This is a genomic window from Sporolactobacillus sp. PKPK-6, assembly GCF_056678885.1.
Map to the genome: position 1 here is coordinate 37,761 of NZ_JBWXPA010000001.1, position 25,527 is coordinate 63,287.

Here is a 25,527-nt window from a genome sequence, read left to right on the forward strand (position 1 = left end):
TGAAGAGGCATGAATCAAAAAAAAGCAGACTGGATGCTTGTCCTTGTTACCGTTCTTTGGGGCACTTCTTATTTGTTTATGAAAACCGGGCTGGATGATTTGGGGGTCTTTACTTTTATTGCACTGCGTTTTTTCATTGCTTTTGTCATCATGGCTTTATTTTTCCATCGTGCACTTTTTCATACAGATTTCAGAACACTGGTTTATAGCTTGCTGCAAAGTCTGATGCTTCTCGGCGTTTTTGCATTTCTCATGTTCGGAATGCTAACAACATCCGCGTCAAAGGCGGGATTCTTGAATAGTCTTACGGTCATCTTTGTTCCGATTCTTCATGCGCTGATCACGCGACATCTGCCACCAAGACGCGTGATGACGGGAGCAGGTGTCTCGTTAATTGGTATTTTTCTTTTAACAGGTACCTCCTCACTCATGCTCAGCAGTGGTGATTTGTTCTGTATTATTGGTGCGTTATTCAATGCAGGCTATATTATTCTTGCCGGACATGTCGGTAAGCAAGTGCCCGCACTTGCGTTCAGTATCTGGCAGATGGGGTTCACCGGCGTTCTGTCCTTACTGCTTGCCCTGATCTTAGAGCCGTTTCAGCTGCCTGCAACCCTGGCGGCATGGACTTCTGTTCTTGGTCTGGCCATTCTATGCAGTGCAGTCGGTTATTTGCTGCAAAACATAGCACAAAAGTTTACTTCGGATCTCCACGCAGGGCTTATTTTTTCATTAGAGCCCGTATTTGCAGCGCTGTTTGCCTATTTGTTTGTCGGAGAACGGTTATCTGTTCAGGCATCAATCGGAGCCGTGCTTGTTTTACTTAGTATCGTCATCATGGAAATCAAAATTGGTAATGATCGCAAAATGCCTCGTGCATGGTTTGCTGTCTCTCTGTTTAAAAAGCACAGCCGTCCTGATAAGTAATTGTTTAGGCAAAATAGGCAGGCGCACGATTTGCGGGATGCATTTGGAACAACTATGCATTATAATTTTTATCATCGTACATATCAATCGATTCATTTTCTGTTCATAGTTCACATGCACACTATTAGAGAAGAATGTTGTGTGAAAAGGAGTCGAAAAACCAATGAACAAAATTCTCGTTATTGATGACGATCCGCATATTCGCGAGCTAGTGACTGTGTTTCTTGAAAGTGAAAATTTGCCCTGCATTGAAGCAGAAAATGGAAGAGAAGCGCTAAGAATACTTGATGATGATTCTGTTGTGCTCATTATATTGGATATTATGATGCCTGAGATGGACGGATGGGCATTCTGCCGTGAAGTGCGCAAGTCCAAAAAAACTCCGATTTTAATGCTTACAGCAAAGGGAGAGACAATGCAGAAAGTTAAGGGTTTTGAGCTTGGAGCTGATGATTATCTCGTAAAACCATTTGAACCGATTGAGCTTGTTATGCGTGTGAAAGCTTTGCTGAGGCGCTATCAGGTATCCGTCTCGCAAACCCTGCGCATAGGAAAACTGGTTTTAGATCGAAAATCGTATACCATTATTAATGGAAACGATTCAATTATGATCCCAATGAAGGAATTTGAATTGCTGTTTATGCTTGCTGGAGCGCCAGGTCGAACGTTCACTCGAGATGACCTCATTGAAAATATTTGGGGTTATGATTACGAGGGGGATGAACGCACGATTGATGTTCATGTGAAACGACTTCGTGAACGTTTTGTCACTGATAAATGCGGATTTGAAATAAAAACAGTACGTGGACTCGGATATCGATTGGAAGAGTTATTATGAAAAGATATCCTTGGAATAAATTCAAAGTGCACTGTTTTGGCATTTTGTTCTTATTAGTACTGAGTCTGTTCTGGATTCTTTTTTATCTGTTGATTGATTCGGTCACGAATCATTTTGAAATTCATGTCCATCCGCTTCTTATTCATGTTGTGAGTGGACTCCTTGGTGTCATTTTAATGGGCTTTGTCATGACTCAGGTTGGAAAGTACATTAAGCCAAAAAGATTTAATTACTTTCAGACGATTTCCCAAGCGATTAGACAGATGGCGAAGGGAAATTTCGAAATAGAGCTTAACATTCCGCTTCCTACGGAAGAAAAAAACCGACATAATCCTTTTGTCCAGCTTGTAGACAGCGTTCATTATATGGCGAAGGAACTGGGACAGCTGGAACGTGTGCGGCAAGAGTTTATTTCGAATGTTTCCCATGAGATTCAATCGCCGCTGACTTCGATTAAAGGATTCGCACGTGCATTGGAGAATGATCAGCTGCCGAAGGAAAAGAAAGATCATTACTTAAAGATCATTCAAACAGAAACAGATCGTCTCTCGAAATTAAGCGATAATTTATTAAAATTGACAGCACTTGAAAATGAGAAGCACCCGATGTACATGACTGATTATCATCCGGATCGACAAATAAGATCATGCCTGCTCGCACTTGAACCTCAATGGAGCAGTAAGAAATTGAATCTAGATATTAAATTAGAACCGGTTATGATTCATGCAGACAGTGAATTAATGAATCAGGTTTGGATGAATTTAATTCAAAATAGTATTAAATTCACTCCCACTGAAGGGAAGATCAGTGTTTTATTAAAAGAGCAGAGTGGTCGTATTCTCTTCCAATTGTCAGACACAGGAATGGGCATTAAAAAAGAGGATTTTGTTCATCTTTTCGAACGATTCTATAAAGGAAACCGCTCGCGAACCAGTCGTGAAGGCGGCAGTGGTTTAGGCCTTTCTATTGTGAAGAAAATTATAGATGTTCATCAAGGAGAAATTCGTGTAAGCAGCGACTATGGAAAAGGGACAACTTTTTCTATATGGTTGGAAAAGGCAGAAACAAAGTCCCAAAGCACTAATTAATTGACAAGTGCAATGATAAAAACGGAAATGCTTGATAGGACAAGTGCGCCGATCATGAGATAGACAACGACTTTAAATAATTTCTTCGACATAGATAAGACCGTTCCTTTCCTAGTGAGTTCTTGTCCATTATAGTTGATCATAAGCAGACTTTTCAATCGACTGAACAAAATTGAATGAACAGTATGTTATTATAACAAAAGAGAAACAGGCAAAACGAAATAAAGGTAATTTTTACAGAAATAATGATGAAATGAGTGAGTGGATTGATTAATGAAGAACGTCTGATCACGAATTTTTGTGAATTAGTCAGCATTGATTCGGAAACTGGTTTTGAAGGGAAAATCTATGAGGTTCTGAAAAAAAAACTTCTTGAACTCGGACTCGATGTTAAAGAAGATCAGGCAAAAAATGCAACGGGTCATGGAGCAAATAATCTCATTTGCACGTTGCATGGAACGAAAACAGGTACTCCCATTTTCATTGGTACACATATGGATACGGTTCTTCCGGGAAAAGGTGTTAAACCATTAATTGAAAATGGTTACATCACCTCAGATGGGACAACGATTCTCGGATCGGATGATAAAGCCGGTATAGCAGCGATTCTGGAGGCAATTCAAGTAATGATCGAGGAGCAGCACGAACATGCCGATGTTCAGTTCATCATTACGATTGGCGAGGAATCCGGCTTGCTCGGAGCAAAAGCGCTTGACATGTCTCTGGTCCATGCTGATTATGGCTTTGCATTGGACAGTGACGGACCGGTAGGAGATGTGGTAGTAGCAGCTCCATTTCAAACGAAATTCATCGTTGATTTATATGGGAAGACTGCACACGCCGGCATTGAACCTGAAAAAGGAGTATCGGCAATTACATTGGCAGCTAAAGCCATTGCTAAAATGCCGCTCGGTCGGATCGACAATGACACAACAGCGAATATCGGCAGTTTTGAAGGCGGTAAAGCGACAAATATTGTCTGTGATTACGTGAAGGTGATTGCAGAAACTCGATCACTTGTCAAAGAAAAAATGGATAATCAGATTATAAAAATGACTGAGGCTTTCAAAGATACCGCCATGAAAATGGGAGGAAAAGCAGAGGTTCATGCTGAATTCATGTATCCGGGATACAAATTCGGCAGTGAGGATGCAGTGGTCCAGCTCGCATCAAAGGCGATTGAAGCAGTTGGCAGAACACCGCATATGCTCCAAAGCGGCGGAGGAAGCGATGCCAATGTACTTTGCGGTAAAGGAATACCAACGATAAACTTGGGTGTCGGCTATGAAAACATTCACACAGTCAAAGAGAAAATAGCAATTAAGGAACTCATAAAGACAACTGAGCTTGTCATTGCTCTAGTTGATCAAGCAATTGAAAAAGATTAATCTTAAGAAAGAATGACGTACGAAGAGGCGATTAATGGCGATGGCAAGTGCAAGGATTATCTTTCATATCGATATGAACAGTTTTTATGCCTCAGTTGAAATTGCCAACCATCCGGAACTTAAAAAAAAGCCGCTCGCCATCGCCGGTAAAACGGAGGAGCGGCATGGTATCATTGTAACGAGCAGCTATGAGGCAAGAAAAAGAGGGGTGCGGACGACCATGACAGTTCGTGAAGCACGAAAGCTGTGTCCTGACCTCATTGTACGTCATCCTGATTTTTCCTTGTATCGACGAACTTCGGATCAATTATTCGAAATGCTTAAAGAATATACTCCTTTAGTTGAAAAAGCATCCATTGATGAAGGTTACCTTGATGTGAGTGCTTTGAATAAAATACATCCATTGAAGCTTGCCGGCACGATTCAAAACAGGATTGGCGATGAGCTTCGTTTGCCATGCAGTATTGGTATCGCACCTAATAAATTTCTCGCAAAAATGGCGTCTAATATGAAGAAACCCATGGGCATAACAGTTATCAGAAAGCGACAGTTGGCGGATCTATTATGGCCGTTGCCTATTGGTAAAATGCATGGTGTCGGACCGAAAACAGAACAAAAATTTAACTCAGAAGGCATACTGACAATTGGTGATCTTGCAAATCATGATCCGGTTCTAGTTGAACGGCATTTTGGAACGAATGGACGCAGACTTTTTGAATTGGCAAATGGACAAGACGATCGTCTTGTCGATCCAGAGGCTTGGGATCGTTATAAAAGCATCGGACATTCTGTCACGCTGTCTCAGGACACACGATCAATGAAAATTATTCAAGATACCTTGCATCAGCTTTCGACTAAGCTAGCGCTTCAATTAAAAAAAGAGCATGTGGCAAGCTATGAACTTATTTTGATGATACGTTATCATGATTGGACAACGGTTACGCGACATAAAACAACAGTACAACCGTTGAGGAGCTTGGAAGAAATTGAGAACCTTGCGTTCTCAGTCTTTCGTTCAAATTGGAAAGGCAATGATGTTCGACTGCTTGGTATCACGCTTGCTTCTTTTCAGTCAGTCAGTGACTCAACGAAACAACTTGATCTGTTTTCATACCAGAAAGATGCCCAATCAGAGCAGCTTGTCAATTTAATTGATCAAATCAACGACCAATTTGGAGAAGAAACGTTGCTGCCGGCAACGCGCCTACTTGATAAGAAACGAATGGGAGATTCATTTGGAAATTAAGAGTATTATCGTTGAAAAATTTAGTGTAGTAAGGGTATAAAAGGTGGATTGGATAGAATGAGGTTTACATTTTTAGGAACAGGTGCGGGAATGCCGGCGAAAGAACGAAATGTTACGTCGCTCGCTGTCAGTTTTCCAGAATATGATGGAGATTTATGGCTTTTTGATTGTGGTGAGGGGACTCAGCGGCAAATTCTTTATACCTCTGTTAAATTAACAAAGCTGTCAGTTATCTTCGTCACCCACTTGCATGGAGATCATCTCTTCGGGTTGCCGGGAATTCTTGGCAGTCGGTCTTTTCAGGGAGCGCTTACGCCGTTGACACTCATCGGTCCGAAGGGATTGAAGGAATATGTTGAAACATCACTTCGTGTTTCCGGAACGCATCTCTATTATCCGGTTACTGTACATGAAATTAATTCAGAAAACATAGTGTATGAAAATGATCATTTTATTGTGGATGCAGGCGAACTGGATCACGGCATCAAAACATACGGTTATCGGATCACTGAAAAAGATCAGCCCGGAGAGTTGCTGGTGGACAAGCTGATCGATATAGGCGTGCGTCCGGGTCCTATTTATAAGCAGATAAAGGAACAAGAGAATGTTATGCTACCGGATGGAAAAGTTCTAGATACAGCTGATTTCATCGGAAAACAACGTAAAGGGCGAACGATTACCATCTTAGGCGACACGAGGCCCTGTGAGACGTCTTTGCTTCTTGCGAAAAATGCTGATTTGCTTATTCATGAAGCGACGTTTAGTGGAGATTGTGATCAGCTTGCTCATGATTATCACCATTCTACGTCACTGCAAGCTGCTGAAACGGCAAATAAAGCGGAGGCAAAAGCTCTGATTCTCTCTCATTTAAGTTCAAGATATCAAAAAAGGGAACAATCAGCACTGCTTAATGAAGCAAAAGCAGTTTTTCCATTAACTTTTCTCGCTCATGATTTGTGGACTTATGAATTAAAGCACCCATCACGGCATTGATCATTCAAAAATCTTACTCGATGTGTTGAAGAATTTCACACAAGTCGGTGAGGGTGAGGATATAATGATGACATCCGTTTTCATTGCTGCGTTTGTTATTTGTTTCTTGTCCTTTTTTATAAGCAAAAATAAGGCTCCCAAATGTGGGAGCCTTATTTTTCATGTATGTTGATCGTTCATTAAGTAAACAGATTACTTTGCTTCTGTTTCACCGTAACCATATGCACCGTGTTCGCTGATATCAAGACCTGCTTTTTCAGCCTCAGCAGATACGCGGAGACCCATGGTTGCTTTCATGATTGAGAGTACAATCAGCGAAGCAACAGCAACAAAAGCGAATGCTGCGATAACGCCGAGTGCTTGAACGCCTAATTGGTGGAAACCGCCGCCATAGAAGAGTCCGGCTTTACCAACACCAGCGAGTGCAACAAGCTTAGGAGCTGCGAAGAAACCAGTTGAAAGAGTACCGATAACACCAGAGATGCCGTGTACAGAGAAGGCATAGATCGGATCATCAAGACCTTTGCTTTCAAGGAAGATTGAAGTCCAGTAAGTGAATGCACCGGCAACTGCGCCAATGACAATTGCTGCCCAAGGTTCAACAAACGCACAAGATGCTGTGATCGCAACGAGTGCGGCAAGAACACCGTTGCACATTGCACCGATATCTGCCTTTTTAGAAATAAGCATTGCTGCGAACAGAGCACCAAGTGCGCCAGCTGCTGCTGCTAGGTTCGTTGTCAAAGCTACATAACCGAAGAATTGACCATAACCAGATGTTGCTACACCTGTTGAAACGGTACTGCCGGCGTTGAATCCAAACCAGCCGATCCAAAGAATAAATGTACCAAGATATACAAATGGAATACTGTGTGCCGGAATTGTTTTTGCTTTTCCATCGACAAACTTGCCGATTCTAGGTCCGAGAAGCAATGTACCAACTAATGCTGCCGTTGCACCTTGAAGGTGAACGACTGTTGATCCAGCGAAATCCTGCATGCCAAGAGTGGACAGCCAGCCGCCGCCCCATACCCAGTGACCAACTACCGGATAAATGATCGCAACGAAAATCGTTCCGAATACGAAGTACACAGACAACTTGGCACGTTCTGCAAAACCGCCCCAAGCAATTGCCAGCGATACAGCGGCGAATGCGAGCTGGAAGAGGAAGAAAATTGAATCAGCGCCGCTCGGGATGCCGCTCAAGAAAAATTTAGAAGTACCGATAAATGCATTACCATCGCCAAAAGCGACCCCATAACCTACTGCCCAGAAAACAATTGAGGAAACGCCGAGTGTAATAATCTGCTTTCCTGTAATGTGGCCCGCATTCTTGCTTCGCAGTGATCCTGCTTCAAGAAATGCGAATCCGGCTTGCATAAGGAGAACTAAAATTGCTGCAACCATTACCCATAAAGAATCCAAACTTACTGTTATAGCATCTGTTGCTTTCATTAAGTTGATGCCCCCTTTTTTATGATGAAGTAATTATAACATATCATGTCAGTAAAAGTTACAACTAAATATTAAAAATATTCATTTATTTATGTAAGCCTTTTCAATTTCGGCATTTTTGTTACTATTTTGCAAGCCCTTTTTCCTATAATTCTGCGAAGTTCGACATATTTTGCTTCACTTTAGGTGATTTATAATGATTAAATTGATCTAGGCGATAAGACGGGGCTAACATTTGTTATCTATTGAATGTACTATTATTTATAATAGTATTTGTAATAAATGAGGATTCGACATTAAGGGAGTATTCATCATGTTTCAAAAGAAAATAATTGTTATTACTGGTGCTTCAAGTGGGGTTGGACGTGAACTTGCCTGTTTATTTGCTTCAAAGGGAGCTCAGGTTGTGCTGCTTGCTCGCAATGTAGAAAAACTAGCTGAATTGCAGAGACAAATTAATATTGAAGGCGGTTCGGCTGATTACTATTCATTGGATATAACTGACATCAATTCGATTCGCTTGATTTTTGAAAAAATTGTTTTGCGTTTCCAACATATTGACATACTGATTAACTGCGCCGGAGTTGGAAAATTTCAATTTTTTTCGGAAATGGGAAGCGACGTGATTGATCAAATGCTTGCGGTCAATGTACATGGACTCATTCACTGTACACAGGCTGCTCTTCCATCAATGGTTCGGCAAAAACACGGATGTATCGTTAATATTGCATCACTTGCAGGAATCATTACGACATCAAAATCGGTCGTCTATGGTGCAACAAAGCATGCGGTCATCGGTTTCTCAAATGGATTGAGGATGGAAACATTGAAGGACGGCATACGCGTAATTGTTGTAAATCCCGGACCGATTCGTACGCCGTTTTTAAATATTGCGGATCCTTCAGGACATTATTTGAAAAATGCAGGACGTTTTATGCTTGATGCACGTACCGTAGCGGAAAAAGTGATCAGTGGAATTGAAAAAAATAAGCGGGAAATTAATCTTCCTTGGTATATGGGTATAGGTGCAAAGCTGTATCAGTTAATGCCCGGAGTATTTGAGAAGATTTTCGGACGTATTATTAATATGAAGTAGGCATTTTTTTCAGTGACAATCTATATATTTTGCATATTACGTGCAAAAAGTGTATTATTGATTTGTAAGAAAACGCTTACATTATTGCGCGTTCAATTTTGTAAGCGCTAAATGACGGGAGGAGTCAGAATGCAAACTGAAACACAAGCATCCGCTAAAGACATGACCGTTGAGAAAGCAAAATGGATTTATACGAAAATGCAAGAGATTCGCCAATTTGAAACTGCTGTACATGAAATCTTCGCTAAGGGTGAGATACCGGGTTTTGTTCACTTGTATGCAGGCGAAGAAGCCGTTGCTGTCGGAGTCTGTGCTCACCTGACAGACAATGACAGTATCACAAGTACCCACCGCGGACATGGACATTGTATCGCAAAAGGTTGTGATTTGAACGGAATGATGGCTGAGATCTACGGACGAGCAACCGGTCTCTGCAAGGGTAAGGGAGGTTCCATGCATATTGCGGATGTATCAAAAGGCATGCTCGGTGCCAATGGTATTGTAGGCGCGGGACTGCCGCTGGCGGTCGGTGCGGGACTAACAGCCAAAGTAAAGAAAACGAATGATGTTGCCGTCTGCTTCTTCGGCGATGGAGCAAGCAACCACGGAACGTTCCACGAAGCAGTGAATATGGCTGCCATCTGGAAACTTCCCGTTATTTTCGTATGCGAAAATAACGGATTCGGTGAAGCTTCTACATTTGAATACGCAGCAGCAGCTGATTCAATTGCAAATTTTGCCAAGGTATATAAAATTGCAGGAGAAACGGTGGACGGAAAAGATCTGACTGCCGTGTATGACGCTGCAGGAAAGGCAGTTGCACGTGCACGCAAAGGTGAAGGCCCGACGATTCTTGAATGCATGACCTATCGCGATTTCGGACATTTTGAAGGCGATACGCAATCATATAAAGATAAAGAAAAACAACAAAAGGCAGTTACTGATGACGACGCTATTCTCAGATTTCAGGGCTACTTAAAGAAAAACAAAATTTTGTCGGCTGAAGAAATCAAGGGACTTGATGATTCAGTCAAGGCAGCCATCGATGAGGCGGTTCGATTTAGTGAGGAAAGTCCATTCCCTGATGATAAAGAAGTCACCACCGATGTCTATGTCTCATATTAAATCGATTGGATAAATCTGGAGGTGCTCGCAATGGCAGTTAAAATGAGTTATTCAGAAGCAATTAATGACGCAATTCGAGTTGCAATGCGTAAAGATGATGATGTTATCTTAATCGGCGAAGATGTCGCAGGCGGTGCGGAAGTTGATCATTTGCAGGATCAAGGCGCATGGGGCGGTGTTTTCGGAGTTACAAAAGGAATTGTAGAGGAATTCGGCCGTGATCGTGTAATTGATACGCCAATTGCTGAATCCGGATATATGGGCGCGGCTGTTTCCGCAGCGGCAACTGGATTACGACCTATTTCAGAGCTGATGTTCAATGACTTTATCGGCAGCTGTTTAGATGAAGTCATGAATCAAGCGGCAAAATTTCATTATATGTTCGGAGGAAAAGCAAAGGTACCGCTGACCATTCGAACCATTGACGGCGCCGGATTCAACGCTGCGGCTCAGCACTCGCAAAGCCTCTACGCATTGTTCACACATATTCCGGGTATCAAAGTAGTCATACCAAGCAATCCATATGATATGAAGGGACTGCTGCTCAGCGCAATCTTTGATGACGACCCTGTCGTGGTATTTGAAGATAAGACTCTTTATGGAATGAAAGGCGAGGTCGGCGAGGGTTTCTATACAATTCCATTCGGAAAAGCTGAAATCAAACGTGCTGGGAATGATTTGACGATTGTCGGCCTCGGAAAACAAGTATATACCGCTTTAAAAGCTGCAGACAAATTGGCGAAGAAAGGTTTCGAAGCAGAAGTTATTGATCCTAGAACTTTATCACCTCTTGATGAAGATACGATTATCAATTCGGTGAAGAAGACGGGACGACTAATTATTGTAGATGAAGCTTATCCTCGTTGCAGTGCAGCTACGGATATCGCAGCGATCGTCGGTGATAAAGCCTTTGATTATCTGGATGCGCCAATTAAGCGTGTGACTGCTCCTCATGCACCAGTACCATTTTCTCCGCCGCTTGAGAAGTTGTATATGCCGACACCTGAGAAAATTATCGATGCATTCAGTGTTATGGTAGGCGATAAAGTTTTCTCAGCTGTGTAAAGTAATCAGCAATTATAGTAATGGGATGCTCCGTAATTGATCTCAGTATCCCTTCTGAGTTTATCCGAAAGGAGCGAGGAAAAAATGGCGGTAGAAATCATTATGCCGAAAATGGGCATGGGCATGGAAGAAGGAACGGTTGTCGAATGGTTGAAACAAAAAGGGGATTCGGTAAAAAAAGGCGAATCTGTTGTCTCAATTAGTTCAGATAAGATTGAAAAAGAACTGGAAGCGCCGGAAGAAGGCGTCCTTATTGATATTGAAGCAGATGTTGACGATGTTGTTCCAATTGGTCACCCGTTAGGATATATTGGTGCTCCAGGGGAAACAGTTAATTCAGAAGAAGCATCTGCACCAGCACCGGAAAAGAAACAAGATGTTCCAGTTGCTGCTGAAGCCCCTGCACCTGCAGCAGAATCTGCTCCAGAGCCTGCGAAGGGTGAAGAACCGAGACTTCGTGTTTCTCCTGCGGCTCGCCGTTTAGCAAAAATCGAAAATATAGATTTAGCTACCGTTACCGGCACGGGGCCAATGGGACGAATTACAAAAGCCGATGTTGCTGCGGCTCAGACAAAAAAAGCTCAGCAGCCGGCTGAAACATCTAAGCCTGCTCCAACACCTGCACCATCATCACTTAGTATAGGAACGGCAAAGAAAGTTACTGGAATGCGTAAAGTGATCTCAGATCGAATGTTCAACAGTTTGCAGACAACAGCACAATTGACTCTGCAGACCACTGTCGATGTCACAGAACTGATAGCTTTCCAGAAAAAAGCGCGTGAAGCGTATCAAATTAATGATGAAGTGCGTTTAACGATCACTGATTTCATTGCCAAGGCAGCAATTAACGCCTTGCTTGAACACAAAGCGATGAACAGCATCTATGAAGGGGATACGATTACAACTTTTGATGCCGTTCACCTTGGCGTGGCGGTAGCGCTTAATGAAGGACTCGTTGTACCGGTCATTCAAGACGCGGACAAAAAATCATTGAGTTCTATATCACGCGAGATTCGCAAAGCGAGCAAGCAAGCACGCGGTTCGGAATTGAATCAGCTTCAGTTAAGCGGATCAACGTTTACCATTACTTCACTAGGAACCTATGGCGTCGGCTTCTTCACACCGGTGATCAATCCTCCTGAAGTAGGTATACTTGGTGTAGGTACGATAAGTGAACAGCCTGTTTACTTTGGCGATGAACTAAAGAAACGCAGTATGATGCCGCTCAGTTTGACCTTTGATCATCGAGCAGTTGACGGAGCGCCGGCAGCCGCATTTTTAGCTACGGTTAAACAAAATCTAGAAGTACCATTCAAATTGGTACTCTAAATTTTTGCGTAAAGAGATTTTTATTAAATAAGATAAGTTTAATAGAATAAACGAGTCATGTTATGCAGGAAACAGATCCGGGTAAACGACGGCTGCTTCCTTTTTTTTTGCAGAACTCACAGGGAAGAGGATCATTTAGTACAAATTTTTTTAACGTCAATGGTGCTCGAGTTTGATGTTAGATTTGGATTATATTGGATTAGTGATTGTGAAATAGGGTACAATGGAATAGTGAATGTTAGCCGTATTATCGGCATTTTTGAAAGATTGGGGAATGGTCATGCCGAAATCTAAATACTTTCGATTTGCAGTTTGGGTGCTTCTGATATTAATAATACTTATGGTAGGTTCGAAACTTACCTTTATTTTACAGCCGATTGGTGTTCTATTTACATCACTTGCGGCTCCTCTCATTATTTCCGGATTGCTCTTTTATTTATTGCGTCCTCTTGTTCGTGGATTAGTAAGGCTTAAAATTCCAAGAGTTGTTGCTATAATCATTATTTATCTCGTTGTCATCGGATTAATCACCTTGCTTCTCTTTAATTTTGGCCCGCTCTTATATAATCAGTTTCTTTCCTTAATTACAAGCATGCCGGGCTTGGTACAGCAGCTTGGCGAACAACTGGTCAACTTTCAACAGAGTGAAATTTTTTCAAAGATGCATTTGGATGAAATTCCATATCTTGATTTCGCCAACCGTTTTTCAAAATCTCTATCTGCAATGGCGACTACATTTGGAAATAATATTCTATCCATTATCCAATCGATTACAGGTACTGTGCTCATTATTGCCATCGTTCCCTTTATCCTTTTCTATCTTTTAAAAGATGGTGATCGCATGTCTCAAGGAATTATAAAATTCATTCCTGCCGAGCATCGCGAAAAAGCAGGAGAGATACTTAGAGACATGGATCTAACGTTGAGCGGATATATTCAGGGGCAGATGATTGTTTTACTCTTTGATTTTGTCTTCATTTATATTTGGTATCTGATTATCGGACTCCACTACTCGCTGGTACTCGCCTTAGTCATTTTGTTTACAAATGTCATCCCGTTTATCGGCTCATTTATTGCAACCATACCGGCTGTCATTGTTGCGTTTATTCAATCACCGATTCTCGCACTTTATGTTATCATCGGAGTTACCGTCGTTCAGCAAATTGAAGGCAATGTGATCTCACCGCTTGTCATGGGAAGAAAATTAGATATTCACCCGCTGACGATCATCTGTATTCTGCTTGTTGCAGGAAACTTGGCCGGTATTATCGGCATGCTGCTTGCCATTCCCTTCTATGCTGTGTGCAAGGTAATTGTGACGCGTGTGTACCAATTAATCCAATTGCGCAAGCAATAAAATTAGTTGGGGGAGGGATTAACATGGGGTACATACAGAATCTGAGGAGCAAGATTGGACATGAGCCTATTATTCTGGTTGGCGCAGTCGCAATCATTCACGACGACCGAGGAGCAGTGCTCCTTCAGAAACGCAAATATCCAAAGGGGAGCTGGGGACTTCCGGGAGGCTTGATGGAGCTTGGCGAAACGGCCGAGGAAACGGCGAGTCGAGAAATTCGTGAAGAGACCGGCTTAATGGTTCAAGGGCTTCATCTGTTTCAGGTATATTCCGGCGTGAAGACGCCGGCTGTAGCGGAAAACGGAGATCAATATTATCCCGTAACAATTGCATATGAGGCAGATATGTTTGAAGGCGATTGGCGAATTGATAAAACAGAGTCAGAGCGGTTTGAGTTCCGAACACAAGAAGATCTTCCGGATTTTATTCTGAAGAACCAGAAAAGAATTCTTGATGAATATTTTGCGCTACAAAAGCAAAAGCATGTATAAAGAAAAGCACTGATCCAATACTCCTTGGATCAGTGCTTTTCTACCTAAGGGAATATAATATGGGATTCATTCGCTAATTGCAGTATCAAGGGCAATGTTAATCATGTCGTTGAATGTTGTCTGACGTTCGGCGGCTGTCGTATCCGGCTCGTCTGAGAAAATGTGATCACTGACCGTCAGAACAGTTAATGCTTGGGCTCCATATTTGGCCGCTAATGTGTATAGCGCTGAAGTCTCCATTTCTACTGCTAATACACCATACTCACCTAATTTTTTCACGATATCCATACTGTCACGATAGAAAACATCGGCAGATAAAACGTTGCCGGCTCTTAATGAAACGCCTAACTTTGTGCCGATATTATATGCCTTTTGGAGAAGCCTAAAGTCAGCGGTAGGTGCATAATCAATAGTTGGAAAAACACCGTGATTAACGGAGGAATCCGTTGTTGCAGACATAGCCAATATAACATCTCGAACATGAATTCCGTTTTGAACGCCGCCGCAGGTACCGACACGAATCAATTTCTTGACACCGTAGTCACGAATCAATTCATTAACATAGATCGATATTGAGGGAATTCCCATTCCAGTACCTTGAACCGAAATGCGTTCCCCTTTATATGTACCCGTAAATCCAAGCATTCCACGCACATTATTGTACTGGGTAACTTCTTTTAAGTAGGTCTCGGCAATATATTTCGCACGTAATGGATCACCAGGGAGCAAAATGCGTTCCGCAATTTCACCTGGTTTTGCTTCAATATGAATACTCATTTTATAGTTCCTCCCTCAAATTGAACAAGTCTTACCTATTTTATCACGCAAACATTGAGCTGGTTAAATTAATTTTGGTAGAGCTCAAGCGGCAGATCATCAGGATCCCTGAAGAACGTGAATTTTTTTCCCGTAATCGGATCTACACGTATGGGTTCTGTCTCTATCTCTTTGTCGTTTAGTTCAGTAACAGTTTTCTCCAAGTCATCAACAGATAAGGCGAGATGCCTGAGTCCACATGCCTCTGGATGTGTTGATCGCTGAGGAGGATTTGTAAATGAAAAAAGTTCGATTTGGCCGCAGTTGCCATTTCCGATTGCAAGATCCAGTTTATAGGAGTTTCGGTCTTCCCTGTAGATTTCGTTAATAACGGAAAGTCCTAACAGATCTACATAGAAATGTTTTGAACGTTCATAATTGGAACAGATGATTGCACAGTGATGAATGCCTTTAAAATCCATAGTTTCCCACCTTTTTTCATCGGCCTTATTTTATATAAATGCTGCTCGCTGTTCACGTCAGAACGGCGTAATTTGCATGATCTGTACACTGGAACAGCAAACTTGCTAGAAGCAAAGTATTCAAAAAAACGATTTACTTATTTTAAAGTATATCAAAAATACAACGTGAGCAGGTTTGAGAGCATAAACAAGAGACCATTGACAGTTAATTAAAAAAAACGGATACTATACATATGAACGGTTAGTCATATGTTTTTGGCCCTTATCGAGGAAAGAAGTGAACAAAATTTGGCAAATCATTCAATGCATAATCATGAAGTTGCGCACGGTCACACGCATCACCACCATACAGCGAATCAAAAGGCACTGCTTATCAGTTTTTTGATTATTTTCGGATTCATGATCGTTGAAGCCGTCGGCGGTTATTTAAGCGGAAGCTTAACGCTGATGTCGGATGCAGGACATATGCTTAGTGATGCTGTTTCTCTGGGCTTGAGTTTTACTGCAATGGTGATTGGAAGCAAAATTTCTGTAAATAATCGGAAAACGTTCGGATACAAGCGATTTGAGATATTGGCAGCTCTATTTAATGGAATTCTGCTTCTCCTTATTTCAATTTGGATTATCATAGAGGCGATCACAAGAATTGCGCAGCCTGTCACCATTGCGAGCGGCGAAATGATGATGATTGCATTCATAGGACTTCTCGTAAATATTATTGTGGCAAAAATTCTAATGCAAGGCGAAAAAGATGACAATTTGAATGTACGAAGTGCATTTTTACATGTGCTTGGCGATTTGCTTGGCTCTGTTGGGGCTGTTACCGCATCGGCACTAATTATGTTTTTCGGTTGGGGACTTGCCGATCCGATTGCCAGCATGATTGTATCTGTAATTATATTGAAAAGCGGATGGAGTGTCACACGCGACTCGATTAACGTCTTAATGGAAGCTAAGCCCGATAATCTTGATCTGGATGAAATTCGCAGTCGGATTACAGCATTGGAAGGTGTTAACGGAATCCATGATCTCCACATTTGGACGATCACTTCGGGATTTTTTTCGTTAAGCTGTCATCTGACAGTCGAAGAGGGTATCAACCATGATGACATGCTGAGACAAGTCGAACAAGTGCTTGATGGCTATCATCTGGAACACTCAACGATTCAAATCGAAAGTGTCAATTTTCAAAGCTGTCATTCTGATTGCGCACATCAACGGCATGGATAATGTGTCGATATCAAACAGAGCGGAAGCAGGCGTAGGTAACACGAATACGCGGCTTCCGCTTTTTCAATGTGCACGATTGTTGCAAGCAATTGTTGCCATGCCAAAGTGATGAATGAATTACTTATTTATAGTTAAATGAAAACAAATGTTCTATAATTAATTTAAAGCTGTCTTTTCTTTTGGAAGAGAACGGGGGGACACAGCTGGATGGTCACATTTCAATTGATTGAGTTGTGATCAATATGAGCGAACAGACTTAAAGATAAGATTATGAGACCTATTAAAAATCGGTGTCTACAGCAGATTGGAGGATGTTCAGATGGGTAATGAAGCTCTTCTAGTTATTGATATGAGCAATGATTTCGTTGATGATCGAGGTGGACTGACAGCGGGGAAACCAGCGCAGAGCATTGTTCCTTATATTGTGAAACTTGCTGACAGGTTTTTAAGCGAGAAGAAACCAATTTTTTTCTGCATGGACGCACATGAACCGAATGATCCACATTTCCAGCTTTGGCCGCCGCATAATGTAAAAGGTACATGGGGCGCTCAATTGTATGGACGGCTCGGAGAATGGTTTCAAACACATGAGAAGGACTCAAATGTCATCTTTATTCCTAAGTCTGAGTATGATGCTTTTATCCGAACGGACCTTGATCAGCAGCTAAAAGAGCATCGCATCGACACGGTTCACTTAACAGGAGTATGCACGGATATCTGTGACTTTCTGACTGCATATGGTGCGTATTCAAGAGGATACAAGACGGTCGCCCATCGAAAAGGAATGGCGACCTTCACGAATCAGCATGACTTATTTCTTAACCATATGAAGGCGATATTCAAAACAACACTTACGGATTAAGGGAGGAAAAGCGAGTTGGAAAACATACATGACCAGAAGATCAGGCGTTGCGCTTGGAACACAACAGACCCAGTCTATTTAGACTATCATGATCATGAGTGGGGGCGTCCCCAGTATGATTCACTAAAATTGTTCGAGATGCTCTGCTTAGAAGGAATGCAGGCCGGATTGAGCTGGATTACGATTTTAAAACGACGTGAAGCATATCGGGAGGCATTTGATGGTTTCGATCCTCAATCCATCTCGGCTTTTTCTGATGATAAAATTGAACAGTTAATGAACAACTCAGGGATTATCAGGAACAGGCTCAAGATTAATGCTATTGTTACAAATGCACGCCAGTTTTTTGAAGTTGAAAAAGAACAACCCTTTAACAAGTACCTATGGTCCTTTGTAGAAGGACAGCCAATTATTCATCATTATAAGGAAGCAAAAACCATCCCCGCATTAACTGAAGAATCAATTCTGATGAGTAAAGATCTGAAAAAAAGAGGTTTCAAATTTGTTGGCCCGACAATCTGTTACGCGTTTATGCAAGCGACAGGAATGGTTAATGACCATTTAACTGATTGTTTCTGTTTCCGAGAATTAACGGGCACAGCTAAGAGTGAATTGATCGAATCAGGAAATAGCAATGAATAACTAATCGAAATTTCGAATGGCCGGAATACACAGGCTCAGTGCGATCAGCAGAAGTGTCAGCGAGCTGAGCACGAGCATTGCAGAAACGCCTCCAAGTACATTGGCAAACCAGCCTGTGAACATATAACCGACCGGAATAAGTGCAAATGATCCGAGCATGTCAATACTCGCGACGCGCCCAAACGCTTCAGGAGCGACAAGATCTTGAAGACTTGTTTCCCAGATTAATCCGAAAGCCATGCTCCCTAAACCTTCAAAAATCATGAGTACGATGAGAAGGACGATATTATATACGAATGGCATGGCAATGAACGCGAGTCCGCCGAGAGCAATCCCAAGATAGGCAATGATACCGCGATGATGCCATGTTTTGCGCATGCCGAAAATAAAGGCAGCCAATGCAGCTCCAATTGCCTGCCCTGACATAACAAGGCCGTAAACGTAGGAAGGAAAGTGATGATGCACATTCATCAGCCAAGGAATGATGATGACGGTAATCCCTGTTGTGCAGATATTGATAAAGCAAAAAGCCATGATGGTTACCCACAGCCATGTATTTTGCTTAATGATCTCGATGCCGCCGAAACAGTCGTGTATAAAGGAAGTTTTTTTCGCTTCTAAAGCTGCTTTTCTTATTTTCCCTTCTTTGGTCAAATAGAGCAGACAGGTAAAAGAGACAAGAAAAGTAACCCCATCAATACCAAATCCGATGGGTGCAGACCACACGGTGACGATTAATCCGCCTAATGCCGGTCCGAGCAATCGCATGCCTTGAATGCTTAATTGATTCAGGGCATTTGCAGAGGTGCGGATTTCCGGTGTGAAGACGGTCGCTCTCATTGCTGAAAAGGCGGGTTGAAAAAGTCCATCCATAATTCCAAGTATAATTGCAAACATTGACAATAGGTGAATAGTTAACGATCCGTTTAATCCCATACCCATGATTGTGAATGCCATCGAGCAGCGAACGATGTCAGTCAAACGCATCAATTTTGCTCGATTCACTTTATCTACAATGATTCCGGCAAAGGGCAAGATAATGACATTGGGAAGCATATAGGCAGTCATAACAAATCCCATGGCAAGCGTTGACTGTGTCAGTGAATAAACGAGTATGGGAATAATAATGCCTGTAATCGATGAACCAAACACAGAGAGCGTATTTCCGATCCACAATGCTCTAAATGCCCGTGATTGATAAATTGGCAGAAAAAAATGCGGGACATTATGTTTGGTAGGCGTTGCAGTATGTTCAGGACTCATTGCTTTCACCTCAAAAAACAGCTTTTTTAACAACCTTAACCACTATAAAGCAAAATTACTTATTAGTCATCAGCGAATAAACCTTGGTTTCAGGGATTGGCCTGAAAAGAATGAAGCGGCGGAAAAAAATAAACAACAGATCATTCAAGCAGAATGATTTGCTATGTTAAAATGAGATCGGAACAAGAATACTACATCAATACCATTCTGCTGAGAAAGTATAAAATGATGAAGGATGTGTGTTTCATGGATGGACTTACCGAAATAAAGAAAGATTCAAAAGAAATCTTCAAAGGAAGAATTGTTCATTTGTTTGTTGATCAAGTGGAACTGCCTAACGGGGAAACCTCAACGCGCGAGGTTGTAAAGCATCCCGGTGCAGTCGCTGTAATTGCTGTTAATAAAGAAGGAAAATTATTGCTCGTGCGACAATATCGTTATCCGTTGAACGGGATCATCTATGAAATTCCAGCGGGAAAACTAGAACCCGACGAGAACCCTGATGATTCGGCATTAAGGGAACTTGAAGAGGAAACCGGTTATCGTTGTAAAAAAATGGAGAAAATTGCTTCATTTTATTCATCGCCAGGATTCTCTGATGAATTGCTTCATGTCTATTTTACTGATTCGCTTATCGAAGGAAAACAGCATCTTGATCAGGATGAATTTCTGGAAGTGTGTGCAGTAAATCTTGATGAGGCTGTTCAAATGGTTAAAGATCACCGTATTTATGATGCAAAATCAGTTTATGCCGTTCAATATATGCAGCTACATTTAAAATAAAATAATAGCCTAGAGTCGTAAAATCTCTCAATTCGATCATAGTTATCCGTTGTAATCATAGAATGAAATTATAGATTTCATATGATCGAAATGCCGGGAGGTTGACAAAAATGATTGCAGAACGTCTAAAAAAGGTGCTTCATCAGCATATTAGCGATTACTTATCACTTTATACCTTTGTTACAGGGCTGCTGCTCATGGGGATCATATTTGGGGCCATTGTGGTAAACTGCCTGCCCTATGAATCCAAAAACGATCTGCTCCACTATTTGCAGCAATTTTTCGGTGAACTAGCAAAGAATCAGGTTGCTGATCCGAGGGCACTTTTTAAAGACAGCCTATTTCACGATTTACAGTATCTTATTTTAATTTGGGTGCTTGGTCTTTCCGTGATCGGACTTCCGCTCATCTTTTTGCTCATTTTTGTCAAAGGAATTTTTCTCGGCTTTACTGTCGGCTTTTTAGTCAGTCAAATGGGAATGAAAGGACTGATGGCTATTCTTGTCAGCATTTTTCCGCAAAATTTGCTGATCATACCTAACTACTTGTTTATTGCCGTTCTGTCCGTTGCCTTTTCATTGAAAATGATTCGTCAACTCTTGATGAAAACGAGAAATCAGCCAATGCTGCCGCAATTTATCAATTATGGTCTTGTTTTAGCAAGTACAGTATTAATAGCAGCAATTGCCTCTGGATATGAAGCGTATGTGTCACCTGCTTTAATACGCCTTTTTATAGCGTGATCGATTGCTAGTAATAGGTAATTATAAATAAAATAATTATAATTTAAAAATTATTATATTTAATTGACACCATTCTCAATAAGGATTATAATTTTCCTGTAAAAACCAGTAGTTATTTGCGGGTCATTCCGCATTGGTGCGGGTAGCGGATCGGATCGACCGTCATTTCATAATGGCCGCTAATCTGTTTTATGCATCGTTCTTGCAAAGGGGGGGCTTGTATGGAAGGCAGAATTAATCGAATTAAGAAGCAGCTTCATGGGCAGAAGTATAAGCTGACGCCTCAGCGAGAAGCGACTGTAAGGGTCTTGTTGGAGAATGAACAAGATCACCTCAGCGCTGAAGATGTGTATCTCCTTGTGAAAGAGAAAGCACCAGAAATCGGACTTGCTACAGTATATCGAACTCTTGAATTGTTAGCAGAACTGAAAATCGTCGACAAAATTAATTTTGGTGATGGCGTTTCACGTTATGATTTGCGTAGAGAAGGTGCAAGCCATTTTCATCATCATCTTGTTTGTATCGAATGCGGATCTGTGGATGAAATACAAGAAGATTTGCTTGGGGAAGTTGAAAAAGTGGTTGAGCGAAAATGGCATTTCAAAGTTAAAGATCACCGCTTGACTTTCCATGGGATCTGCCATCGTTGCTTGGAAAAACGTGAAGAAGAAAATCGTTTAAATAAAGAAAAAGAATCAGAACAGGAACCGGAAAAGGTGTGACTGTTCTCAATTCGGCAGCCTGAAACTTTCAGACTGTTTTTTCATTTATTCGGAATTTATCTATTTTAAGTTTCTACTTTTGATATGATTTATCCGCCTGTTTCATAATAATAAGAGAGCAACTTTATATGGACAGGCGGGATGAACAAATGAGAGATATTTTCCATGTCGGAGTAAATTTTATAAAAATATGCTGTCTGTTTGTTTTATTAACCGCTGTTTTTTATTTCGGTATGATGTGGATGGACCATTTTTTGGGTCAAGTTCATCGGTATGATGAACCAGGGTCGGGTGCAGTAGCAGTGATTCGCCATGAGCAATCAGGGAATGTCAAAGTGACACATACTCTTGATTTTTCACGGTTTTTTGAGTTTTTGAGAGATGGTGAATAAACAATTGAGGAAACTGGTAGACCATTTTTTGGATTTACTTAATAAGGAACGCGGTTTGTCTTCAAATACAATCGAAGCCTATCGAGGCGATCTGACACAATATACTGATTATTTAATCTCTAAGAAGCAATGCAGCGTATGGCAGGATGTCACTGAGGTAATCGTGCTTAATTATATGTATTTCCTTAAAGATTCAGGCTGCGCGCCGTCGACAATTGCACGAAAAGCTGCAGCCATCCGCGGTCTGCATCGCTATCTGCTCATAAGTAAGCAAACGACTGCTGACCCCGCCTATTCTTTGGAATTGCCTAAGATTCAGCGAAATCCGCTGCCACCATTATTGACAACTAATCAAGTGAAACAACTTTTGGATGCACCGGACCTGCGAACGAAGATCGGAAAACGCGACCGGGCCTTACTTGAGGTTCTTTATGCTACAGGAATGCGTGTTTCCGAATGCATTCGTCTTGATGCCGCACACGTGAATCTTGATTTGGAATTTATTCGCTGTTTGGGTAAGAAAGGAAACGAACGGATATTGCCGCTTGATTCCCTGGCCATTTCTGCACTCCGTATGTACATAGAATCACTTATTCAAGATGGAGAAAAAATAGATTTAAACCAACCGCTTTTCATGAACCGCATGAATAAACGCTTAACACGGCAGGGAATCTGGAAGATTCTCAAACATTATGCTGATCAGGCAGACATCTCTGTGTCTATTTCACCGGAAACGTTGAGAAAGTCGCTTACAGCGCATCTGTTGCAAAATGGTGCACCACTCGAATTCATCGATGAATTGATGGGGCGTCAGCATACTTCTGCTACGATGCAATATCCGCGTCCAAATCGATTACCTTTAAAAAAAGTTTACGCAATGTATCATCCGCGTGTAAAATTAAAATAAGAAAACTCGTACATAACGACTGGAGCGATAAAATATGAAACCGATTGAAGAAGTAATGGAAAAACTCAGGAAGCAGACTGCACGAAGGCCGGAGATCGGATTAATTCTTGGATCCGGACTCGGTGATCTAGCCGACGAACTAACAAATGCAGTACAGATTCCTTATCGATCCCTCCCTCATTTTCCCGAGTCTACGGTTAAAGGGCATAAAGGCCAATTTGTCATCGGCGAGCTTGAGGGAAAGACGGTTGTTGCGATGCAAGGAAGGTATCATCATTATGAGGGCTATTCGCTTGTACAAGTCGCTTTTCCTGTTTATGTCATGCAGGCGATGGGTATTGAAAAGTTAATTGTGACCAATGCTTGCGGGGGAATCAATACGGATTTTGCTCCAGGGGATTTGATGTTGATCACCGATCATATCAACATGCTCGGCGATAGTCCGCTTATTGGACCAAATGATGACGAAATAGGACCACGTTTTCCCGACATGTCACACGCGTACAGCCCGGATCTCATTCAAAAGGCTGAGAGAGCAGCTGAAACACTCAGCATTCAAGTTCAAAAAGGCGTTTATTTGGCTACTCATGGGCCTCAATATGAAACACCTGCTGAGATACGAATGATGCGCGTAATGGGGGCGGACGCGGTAGGTATGTCAACGGTTCCTGAAGTGATTGCTGCCAGCCACCTACGGCTGGATGTGCTCGGCATTTCATGCATAACCAATATGGCGTGCGGTATACTGGATCAGCCGCTTTCTCATAAAGAAGTGATTGAGACGGCTGATCGAGTTAAATCAGATTTTACAGCTCTGATTAAGTCAATTATTCGTTCAATCTGAAATCAATTTCAATAAACAGAAAAAGAACCGGAAAAAATTCGGTTCTTTTTTTTATTTATTCGAACTTTAAGTTAGTCAATTGCCATATGAACACCATGCATTTAAAACATTGTCAGATTGCCGGTGTCCTTTGCGTGTTTTTCCGCGTAACGAACGAGAATAAATGAGGCAGCTGTCAGCACAATCAAGATGCTGGCTAATTCGATTAAGGGGTTACATATGCTGCCCAATGTCTTCCCTTCCATCACAATGGCACGAAGAATATTCAAGACAAAGGTTAATGGGAAAAGAAAGGAGATTACTTTTGCCCAAATTGGAAATGCCATGAGTGGCATGCGCACACCGGAGGAAAATTCCATTGGCGCCTCAAAAATAGTATCGAGAAAGCCAGCGTCGCGTGAAAAGAGAAAAATTGTATTTAAAAATCCACCCCAAACAATAGCCGATAGGAGAAGCACCATGACAGACGTTCATAGCCCATCATCCATGCTGATTGTACGAGACTCCAGAAGAAGATATAGGCGAGGCAGCCGGTTATTAAAAAGAGTCCGAGCTTTTCAACTGGAACAAACCGAGAAAGCGGGCTGTTTTGTCCAAGATTAAACGGTTTGAATGCGAAGTAAGCATTGATGAACTGAATGACCGGCCATAGGAAGCTTTTCAGTCAAGTCTGTTGGGACGCCGTCCTCTATACCCGAAGAGGGAACAAGCAGCTGCTTTGCTATAAAAAGATCAGGCGTGTCAACGTCAATTAATAGATGCGGTGCGATAAATGTCGATGGAATAATTGTTATTGATTTCAAATCCTCATAATAGCGCGTGTATGTCCTCGCTTTGAGAAATTGGACCGATTGATCGCCGACAATCAATCGTGGATGAACCGAGTGTAATGCTCCGACCGGATCTTTTTGCACCTCTTCGTTAAACTGGTTCACCGAGCGAATCATCCAAGGTTCAATATGATAGAGCTCGCGCGCGAAAACCATCGTGTGATAGTCATGAAGAAAGTGATAGAACATTTTCTGATATTTTTTTCGGACGGCGAAGAATTTCGCGCTCTTCAGGGTTTAAATGAGCGTGATCAAGTTTGTGACGCGTACCTTAAATAAATGAAGTAAACGCCTCGCAATCAATATGGTTCCATTGTTCAATCGAATCTTCCACATAGCGATTTTCGAATCCAAACGCCTGTTCACAATCCATAATAAACATCCATTCATCCGTCACGTTTCCAAAAAATGATAGAGTATTAAGCATCTCGGCTGAAAGTGATTGCCGGGTGCGATTTGCCCATTCAAGGCGATCAAGATGGTGCTGCGGTTTGTTCAAGACATGCAGGCTGGTCAGTAATTCACGGTAGGGTGAATAAACAGCCTGAACATGTTTTCTGATCCATTATTCAAGGTGCGCGAACATGGCCATGCTCCCTCTATATTTGATTCGCTATTCGGCGAATCAAATAGTTAATTTTGCAAAATTATTAAGTACTATAGAGATCGCCTA

29 protein-coding genes are annotated in these 25,527 nt (G+C 41.8%); 21 read left to right on the forward strand and 8 right to left on the reverse strand.

From position 1 onward, the window contains the following. Positions 1–9 precede the first annotated feature (9 nt). The 3 genes from AC1MBV_RS00190 to AC1MBV_RS00200 all read left to right on the forward strand — a co-directional run bounded on the left by AC1MBV_RS00190 (position 10) and on the right by AC1MBV_RS00200 (position 2,853). Complete coding sequence (locus AC1MBV_RS00190) at positions 10–927, forward strand: DMT family transporter (protein WP_480947302.1); 918 nt, start codon at positions 10–12, stop codon at positions 925–927. A 163-nt stretch (positions 928–1,090) separates the two neighbouring features. After that, positions 1,091–1,765 carry a response regulator transcription factor gene (locus tag AC1MBV_RS00195; RefSeq protein WP_255747993.1) on the forward strand — a complete coding sequence of 225 codons (675 nt, stop codon included), beginning with the start codon at positions 1,091–1,093 and terminating at the stop codon, positions 1,763–1,765. Continuing rightward, positions 1,762–2,853: a sensor histidine kinase gene (locus AC1MBV_RS00200; RefSeq protein WP_480947303.1), complete on the forward strand. Its 1,092-nt coding sequence runs from the start codon at positions 1,762–1,764 to the stop codon at positions 2,851–2,853. Before AC1MBV_RS00195 ends, AC1MBV_RS00200 begins: the two co-directional genes overlap by 4 nt. Here AC1MBV_RS00200 and prli42 read toward each other — a convergent pair. Further along, on the reverse strand, positions 2,850–2,945 hold the full coding sequence (gene prli42 / locus AC1MBV_RS00205; protein ID WP_480947304.1) for a stressosome-associated protein Prli42: 96 nt from the start codon (positions 2,943–2,945) through the stop codon (positions 2,850–2,852). The genes AC1MBV_RS00200 and prli42 overlap by 4 nt on opposite strands. 174 nt (positions 2,946–3,119) lie before the next feature. Between prli42 and AC1MBV_RS00210 the strand changes: the two genes are divergently transcribed. The 3 genes from AC1MBV_RS00210 to rnz are packed head-to-tail and all read left to right on the forward strand — an operon-like array spanning position 3,120 to position 6,480. Then, the gene (locus tag AC1MBV_RS00210; protein WP_480948237.1) at positions 3,120–4,241 is read left to right on the forward strand and encodes a M20/M25/M40 family metallo-hydrolase; all 1,122 of its coding nucleotides are present in this window, start codon (positions 3,120–3,122) and stop codon (positions 4,239–4,241) included. Positions 4,242–4,275: 34 nt separating this feature from the next. Further along, a complete protein-coding gene (locus AC1MBV_RS00215; RefSeq protein WP_480947305.1) occupies positions 4,276–5,487 on the forward strand; it encodes a DNA polymerase IV in 1,212 nt (403 codons plus the stop codon). Positions 5,488–5,544: 57 nt separating this feature from the next. Further along, complete coding sequence (gene rnz / locus AC1MBV_RS00220; protein WP_255748001.1) at positions 5,545–6,480, forward strand: ribonuclease Z; 936 nt, start codon at positions 5,545–5,547, stop codon at positions 6,478–6,480. 192 nt (positions 6,481–6,672) lie between these two features. Here rnz and AC1MBV_RS00225 read toward each other — a convergent pair whose 3' ends face one another. Next, positions 6,673–7,935 carry an ammonium transporter gene (locus AC1MBV_RS00225; RefSeq protein ID WP_255748003.1) on the reverse strand — a complete coding sequence of 421 codons (1,263 nt, stop codon included), beginning with the start codon at positions 7,933–7,935 and terminating at the stop codon, positions 6,673–6,675. Between the two features lie 313 nt (positions 7,936–8,248). Here AC1MBV_RS00225 and AC1MBV_RS00230 point away from each other — a divergent pair, with 313 nt between their 5' ends. The 6 genes from AC1MBV_RS00230 to AC1MBV_RS00255 all read left to right on the forward strand — a co-directional run bounded on the left by AC1MBV_RS00230 (position 8,249) and on the right by AC1MBV_RS00255 (position 14,398). Further along, complete coding sequence (locus tag AC1MBV_RS00230; RefSeq protein ID WP_480947306.1) at positions 8,249–9,031, forward strand: SDR family NAD(P)-dependent oxidoreductase; 783 nt, start codon at positions 8,249–8,251, stop codon at positions 9,029–9,031. Between the two features lie 129 nt (positions 9,032–9,160). Beyond that, a complete protein-coding gene (locus AC1MBV_RS00235; RefSeq protein WP_255748006.1) occupies positions 9,161–10,156 on the forward strand; it encodes a thiamine pyrophosphate-dependent dehydrogenase E1 component subunit alpha in 996 nt (331 codons plus the stop codon). 30 nt (positions 10,157–10,186) lie between these two features. Next, positions 10,187–11,221 carry an alpha-ketoacid dehydrogenase subunit beta gene (locus tag AC1MBV_RS00240; protein ID WP_480947307.1) on the forward strand — a complete coding sequence of 345 codons (1,035 nt, stop codon included), beginning with the start codon at positions 10,187–10,189 and terminating at the stop codon, positions 11,219–11,221. Between the two features lie 84 nt (positions 11,222–11,305). Beyond that, a complete protein-coding gene (locus tag AC1MBV_RS00245) occupies positions 11,306–12,550 on the forward strand; it encodes a dihydrolipoamide acetyltransferase family protein (RefSeq protein WP_480947308.1) in 1,245 nt (414 codons plus the stop codon). 235 nt (positions 12,551–12,785) lie between these two features. Further along, a complete protein-coding gene (locus tag AC1MBV_RS00250; protein WP_480947309.1) occupies positions 12,786–13,907 on the forward strand; it encodes an AI-2E family transporter in 1,122 nt (373 codons plus the stop codon). Between the two features lie 23 nt (positions 13,908–13,930). Further along, the gene (locus AC1MBV_RS00255; protein ID WP_480947310.1) at positions 13,931–14,398 is read left to right on the forward strand and encodes an NUDIX hydrolase; all 468 of its coding nucleotides are present in this window, start codon (positions 13,931–13,933) and stop codon (positions 14,396–14,398) included. Between the two features lie 66 nt (positions 14,399–14,464). Here the strand turns inward: AC1MBV_RS00255 and deoD are convergent, their stop codons facing one another. Together deoD and gloA2 are read right to left on the reverse strand one after the other, a co-directional pair. Beyond that, positions 14,465–15,175 carry a purine-nucleoside phosphorylase gene (gene deoD, locus AC1MBV_RS00260; protein ID WP_480947311.1) on the reverse strand — a complete coding sequence of 237 codons (711 nt, stop codon included), beginning with the start codon at positions 15,173–15,175 and terminating at the stop codon, positions 14,465–14,467. Positions 15,176–15,243: 68 nt separating this feature from the next. Continuing rightward, positions 15,244–15,636: an SMU1112c/YaeR family gloxylase I-like metalloprotein gene (gloA2, locus tag AC1MBV_RS00265; RefSeq protein WP_255748014.1), complete on the reverse strand. Its 393-nt coding sequence runs from the start codon at positions 15,634–15,636 to the stop codon at positions 15,244–15,246. 303 nt (positions 15,637–15,939) lie between these two features. Between gloA2 and AC1MBV_RS00270 the strand changes: the two genes are divergently transcribed. The 3 genes from AC1MBV_RS00270 to AC1MBV_RS00280 all read left to right on the forward strand — a co-directional run bounded on the left by AC1MBV_RS00270 (position 15,940) and on the right by AC1MBV_RS00280 (position 18,370). Beyond that, positions 15,940–16,866: a cation diffusion facilitator family transporter gene (locus tag AC1MBV_RS00270; protein WP_255748177.1), complete on the forward strand. Its 927-nt coding sequence runs from the start codon at positions 15,940–15,942 to the stop codon at positions 16,864–16,866. A gap of 319 nt (positions 16,867–17,185) precedes the next feature. Then, positions 17,186–17,728, forward strand: coding sequence for a cysteine hydrolase family protein (locus AC1MBV_RS00275; protein WP_480947312.1), 543 nt, complete (start codon positions 17,186–17,188; stop codon positions 17,726–17,728). Positions 17,729–17,743: 15 nt separating this feature from the next. Beyond that, a complete protein-coding gene (locus tag AC1MBV_RS00280) occupies positions 17,744–18,370 on the forward strand; it encodes a DNA-3-methyladenine glycosylase I (RefSeq protein WP_480947313.1) in 627 nt (208 codons plus the stop codon). Here AC1MBV_RS00280 and AC1MBV_RS00285 read toward each other — a convergent pair whose 3' ends face one another. After that, positions 18,371–19,633 (reverse strand): MFS transporter, encoded by a 1,263-nt coding sequence (locus tag AC1MBV_RS00285; protein WP_480947314.1) that lies wholly within the window; start codon positions 19,631–19,633, stop codon positions 18,371–18,373. Between the two features lie 246 nt (positions 19,634–19,879). Between AC1MBV_RS00285 and AC1MBV_RS00290 the strand changes: the two genes are divergently transcribed. From AC1MBV_RS00290 to AC1MBV_RS00315, 6 genes are all read left to right on the forward strand, one after another. Further along, positions 19,880–20,416 (forward strand): NUDIX hydrolase, encoded by a 537-nt coding sequence (locus tag AC1MBV_RS00290; RefSeq protein ID WP_480948238.1) that lies wholly within the window; start codon positions 19,880–19,882, stop codon positions 20,414–20,416. A gap of 110 nt (positions 20,417–20,526) precedes the next feature. Continuing rightward, positions 20,527–21,159, forward strand: a complete 633-nt coding sequence (gene spoIIM / locus AC1MBV_RS00295) for a stage II sporulation protein M (protein WP_255748020.1) — start codon at positions 20,527–20,529, stop codon at positions 21,157–21,159. A 221-nt stretch (positions 21,160–21,380) separates the two neighbouring features. After that, positions 21,381–21,881, forward strand: a complete 501-nt coding sequence (gene fur, locus AC1MBV_RS00300) for a ferric iron uptake transcriptional regulator (RefSeq protein WP_255748022.1) — start codon at positions 21,381–21,383, stop codon at positions 21,879–21,881. Between the two features lie 149 nt (positions 21,882–22,030). Then, positions 22,031–22,273, forward strand: a complete 243-nt coding sequence (locus AC1MBV_RS00305; protein WP_255748023.1) for a DUF4227 family protein — start codon at positions 22,031–22,033, stop codon at positions 22,271–22,273. Between the two features lie 28 nt (positions 22,274–22,301). Next, positions 22,302–23,180 (forward strand): tyrosine-type recombinase/integrase, encoded by an 879-nt coding sequence (locus tag AC1MBV_RS00310; protein WP_480947315.1) that lies wholly within the window; start codon positions 22,302–22,304, stop codon positions 23,178–23,180. Positions 23,181–23,214: 34 nt separating this feature from the next. Continuing rightward, entirely contained in the window at positions 23,215–24,024 is an 810-nt protein-coding gene (locus AC1MBV_RS00315; RefSeq protein ID WP_255748025.1) for a purine-nucleoside phosphorylase, read from the forward strand. A 101-nt stretch (positions 24,025–24,125) separates the two neighbouring features. Here the strand turns inward: AC1MBV_RS00315 and AC1MBV_RS00320 are convergent, their stop codons facing one another. The 3 genes from AC1MBV_RS00320 to AC1MBV_RS00330 all read right to left on the reverse strand — a co-directional run bounded on the left by AC1MBV_RS00320 (position 24,126) and on the right by AC1MBV_RS00330 (position 25,416). Then, positions 24,126–24,485 (reverse strand): hypothetical protein, encoded by a 360-nt coding sequence (locus tag AC1MBV_RS00320; protein ID WP_480947316.1) that lies wholly within the window; start codon positions 24,483–24,485, stop codon positions 24,126–24,128. A gap of 138 nt (positions 24,486–24,623) precedes the next feature. Then, positions 24,624–25,043: a hypothetical protein gene (locus AC1MBV_RS00325; protein ID WP_480947317.1), complete on the reverse strand. Its 420-nt coding sequence runs from the start codon at positions 25,041–25,043 to the stop codon at positions 24,624–24,626. 82 nt (positions 25,044–25,125) lie between these two features. Continuing rightward, positions 25,126–25,416, reverse strand: coding sequence for a DUF5937 family protein (locus AC1MBV_RS00330; RefSeq protein ID WP_480948239.1), 291 nt, complete (start codon positions 25,414–25,416; stop codon positions 25,126–25,128). Positions 25,417–25,527: the final 111 nt, after the last annotated feature.

Coding starts and splice junctions, on each gene's coding strand:
- AC1MBV_RS00190 (WP_480947302.1), top strand. CDS start 10: ATGAATCAAAAAAAAGCAGACTGGATGCTTGTCCTTGTTACCGTTCTT.
- AC1MBV_RS00195 (WP_255747993.1), top strand. CDS start 1,091: ATGAACAAAATTCTCGTTATTGATGACGATCCGCATATTCGCGAGCTA.
- AC1MBV_RS00200 (WP_480947303.1), top strand. CDS start 1,762: ATGAAAAGATATCCTTGGAATAAATTCAAAGTGCACTGTTTTGGCATT.
- prli42 (WP_480947304.1), bottom strand. CDS start 2,945: ATGTCGAAGAAATTATTTAAAGTCGTTGTCTATCTCATGATCGGCGCA.
- AC1MBV_RS00215 (WP_480947305.1), top strand. CDS start 4,276: ATGGCGATGGCAAGTGCAAGGATTATCTTTCATATCGATATGAACAGT.
- rnz (WP_255748001.1), top strand. CDS start 5,545: ATGAGGTTTACATTTTTAGGAACAGGTGCGGGAATGCCGGCGAAAGAA.
- AC1MBV_RS00225 (WP_255748003.1), bottom strand. CDS start 7,935: ATGAAAGCAACAGATGCTATAACAGTAAGTTTGGATTCTTTATGGGTA.
- AC1MBV_RS00230 (WP_480947306.1), top strand. CDS start 8,249: ATGTTTCAAAAGAAAATAATTGTTATTACTGGTGCTTCAAGTGGGGTT.
- AC1MBV_RS00235 (WP_255748006.1), top strand. CDS start 9,161: ATGCAAACTGAAACACAAGCATCCGCTAAAGACATGACCGTTGAGAAA.
- AC1MBV_RS00240 (WP_480947307.1), top strand. CDS start 10,187: ATGGCAGTTAAAATGAGTTATTCAGAAGCAATTAATGACGCAATTCGA.
- AC1MBV_RS00245 (WP_480947308.1), top strand. CDS start 11,306: ATGGCGGTAGAAATCATTATGCCGAAAATGGGCATGGGCATGGAAGAA.
- AC1MBV_RS00250 (WP_480947309.1), top strand. CDS start 12,786: ATGTTAGCCGTATTATCGGCATTTTTGAAAGATTGGGGAATGGTCATG.
- AC1MBV_RS00255 (WP_480947310.1), top strand. CDS start 13,931: ATGGGGTACATACAGAATCTGAGGAGCAAGATTGGACATGAGCCTATT.
- deoD (WP_480947311.1), bottom strand. CDS start 15,175: ATGAGTATTCATATTGAAGCAAAACCAGGTGAAATTGCGGAACGCATT.
- gloA2 (WP_255748014.1), bottom strand. CDS start 15,636: ATGGATTTTAAAGGCATTCATCACTGTGCAATCATCTGTTCCAATTAT.
- AC1MBV_RS00270 (WP_255748177.1), top strand. CDS start 15,940: ATGCATAATCATGAAGTTGCGCACGGTCACACGCATCACCACCATACA.
- AC1MBV_RS00275 (WP_480947312.1), top strand. CDS start 17,186: ATGGGTAATGAAGCTCTTCTAGTTATTGATATGAGCAATGATTTCGTT.
- AC1MBV_RS00285 (WP_480947314.1), bottom strand. CDS start 19,633: ATGAGTCCTGAACATACTGCAACGCCTACCAAACATAATGTCCCGCAT.
- AC1MBV_RS00290 (WP_480948238.1), top strand. CDS start 19,880: ATGGATGGACTTACCGAAATAAAGAAAGATTCAAAAGAAATCTTCAAA.
- spoIIM (WP_255748020.1), top strand. CDS start 20,527: ATGATTGCAGAACGTCTAAAAAAGGTGCTTCATCAGCATATTAGCGAT.
- fur (WP_255748022.1), top strand. CDS start 21,381: ATGGAAGGCAGAATTAATCGAATTAAGAAGCAGCTTCATGGGCAGAAG.
- AC1MBV_RS00305 (WP_255748023.1), top strand. CDS start 22,031: ATGAGAGATATTTTCCATGTCGGAGTAAATTTTATAAAAATATGCTGT.
- AC1MBV_RS00315 (WP_255748025.1), top strand. CDS start 23,215: ATGAAACCGATTGAAGAAGTAATGGAAAAACTCAGGAAGCAGACTGCA.
- AC1MBV_RS00320 (WP_480947316.1), bottom strand. CDS start 24,485: ATGGTGCTTCTCCTATCGGCTATTGTTTGGGGTGGATTTTTAAATACA.
- AC1MBV_RS00325 (WP_480947317.1), bottom strand. CDS start 25,043: ATGTTCTATCACTTTCTTCATGACTATCACACGATGGTTTTCGCGCGC.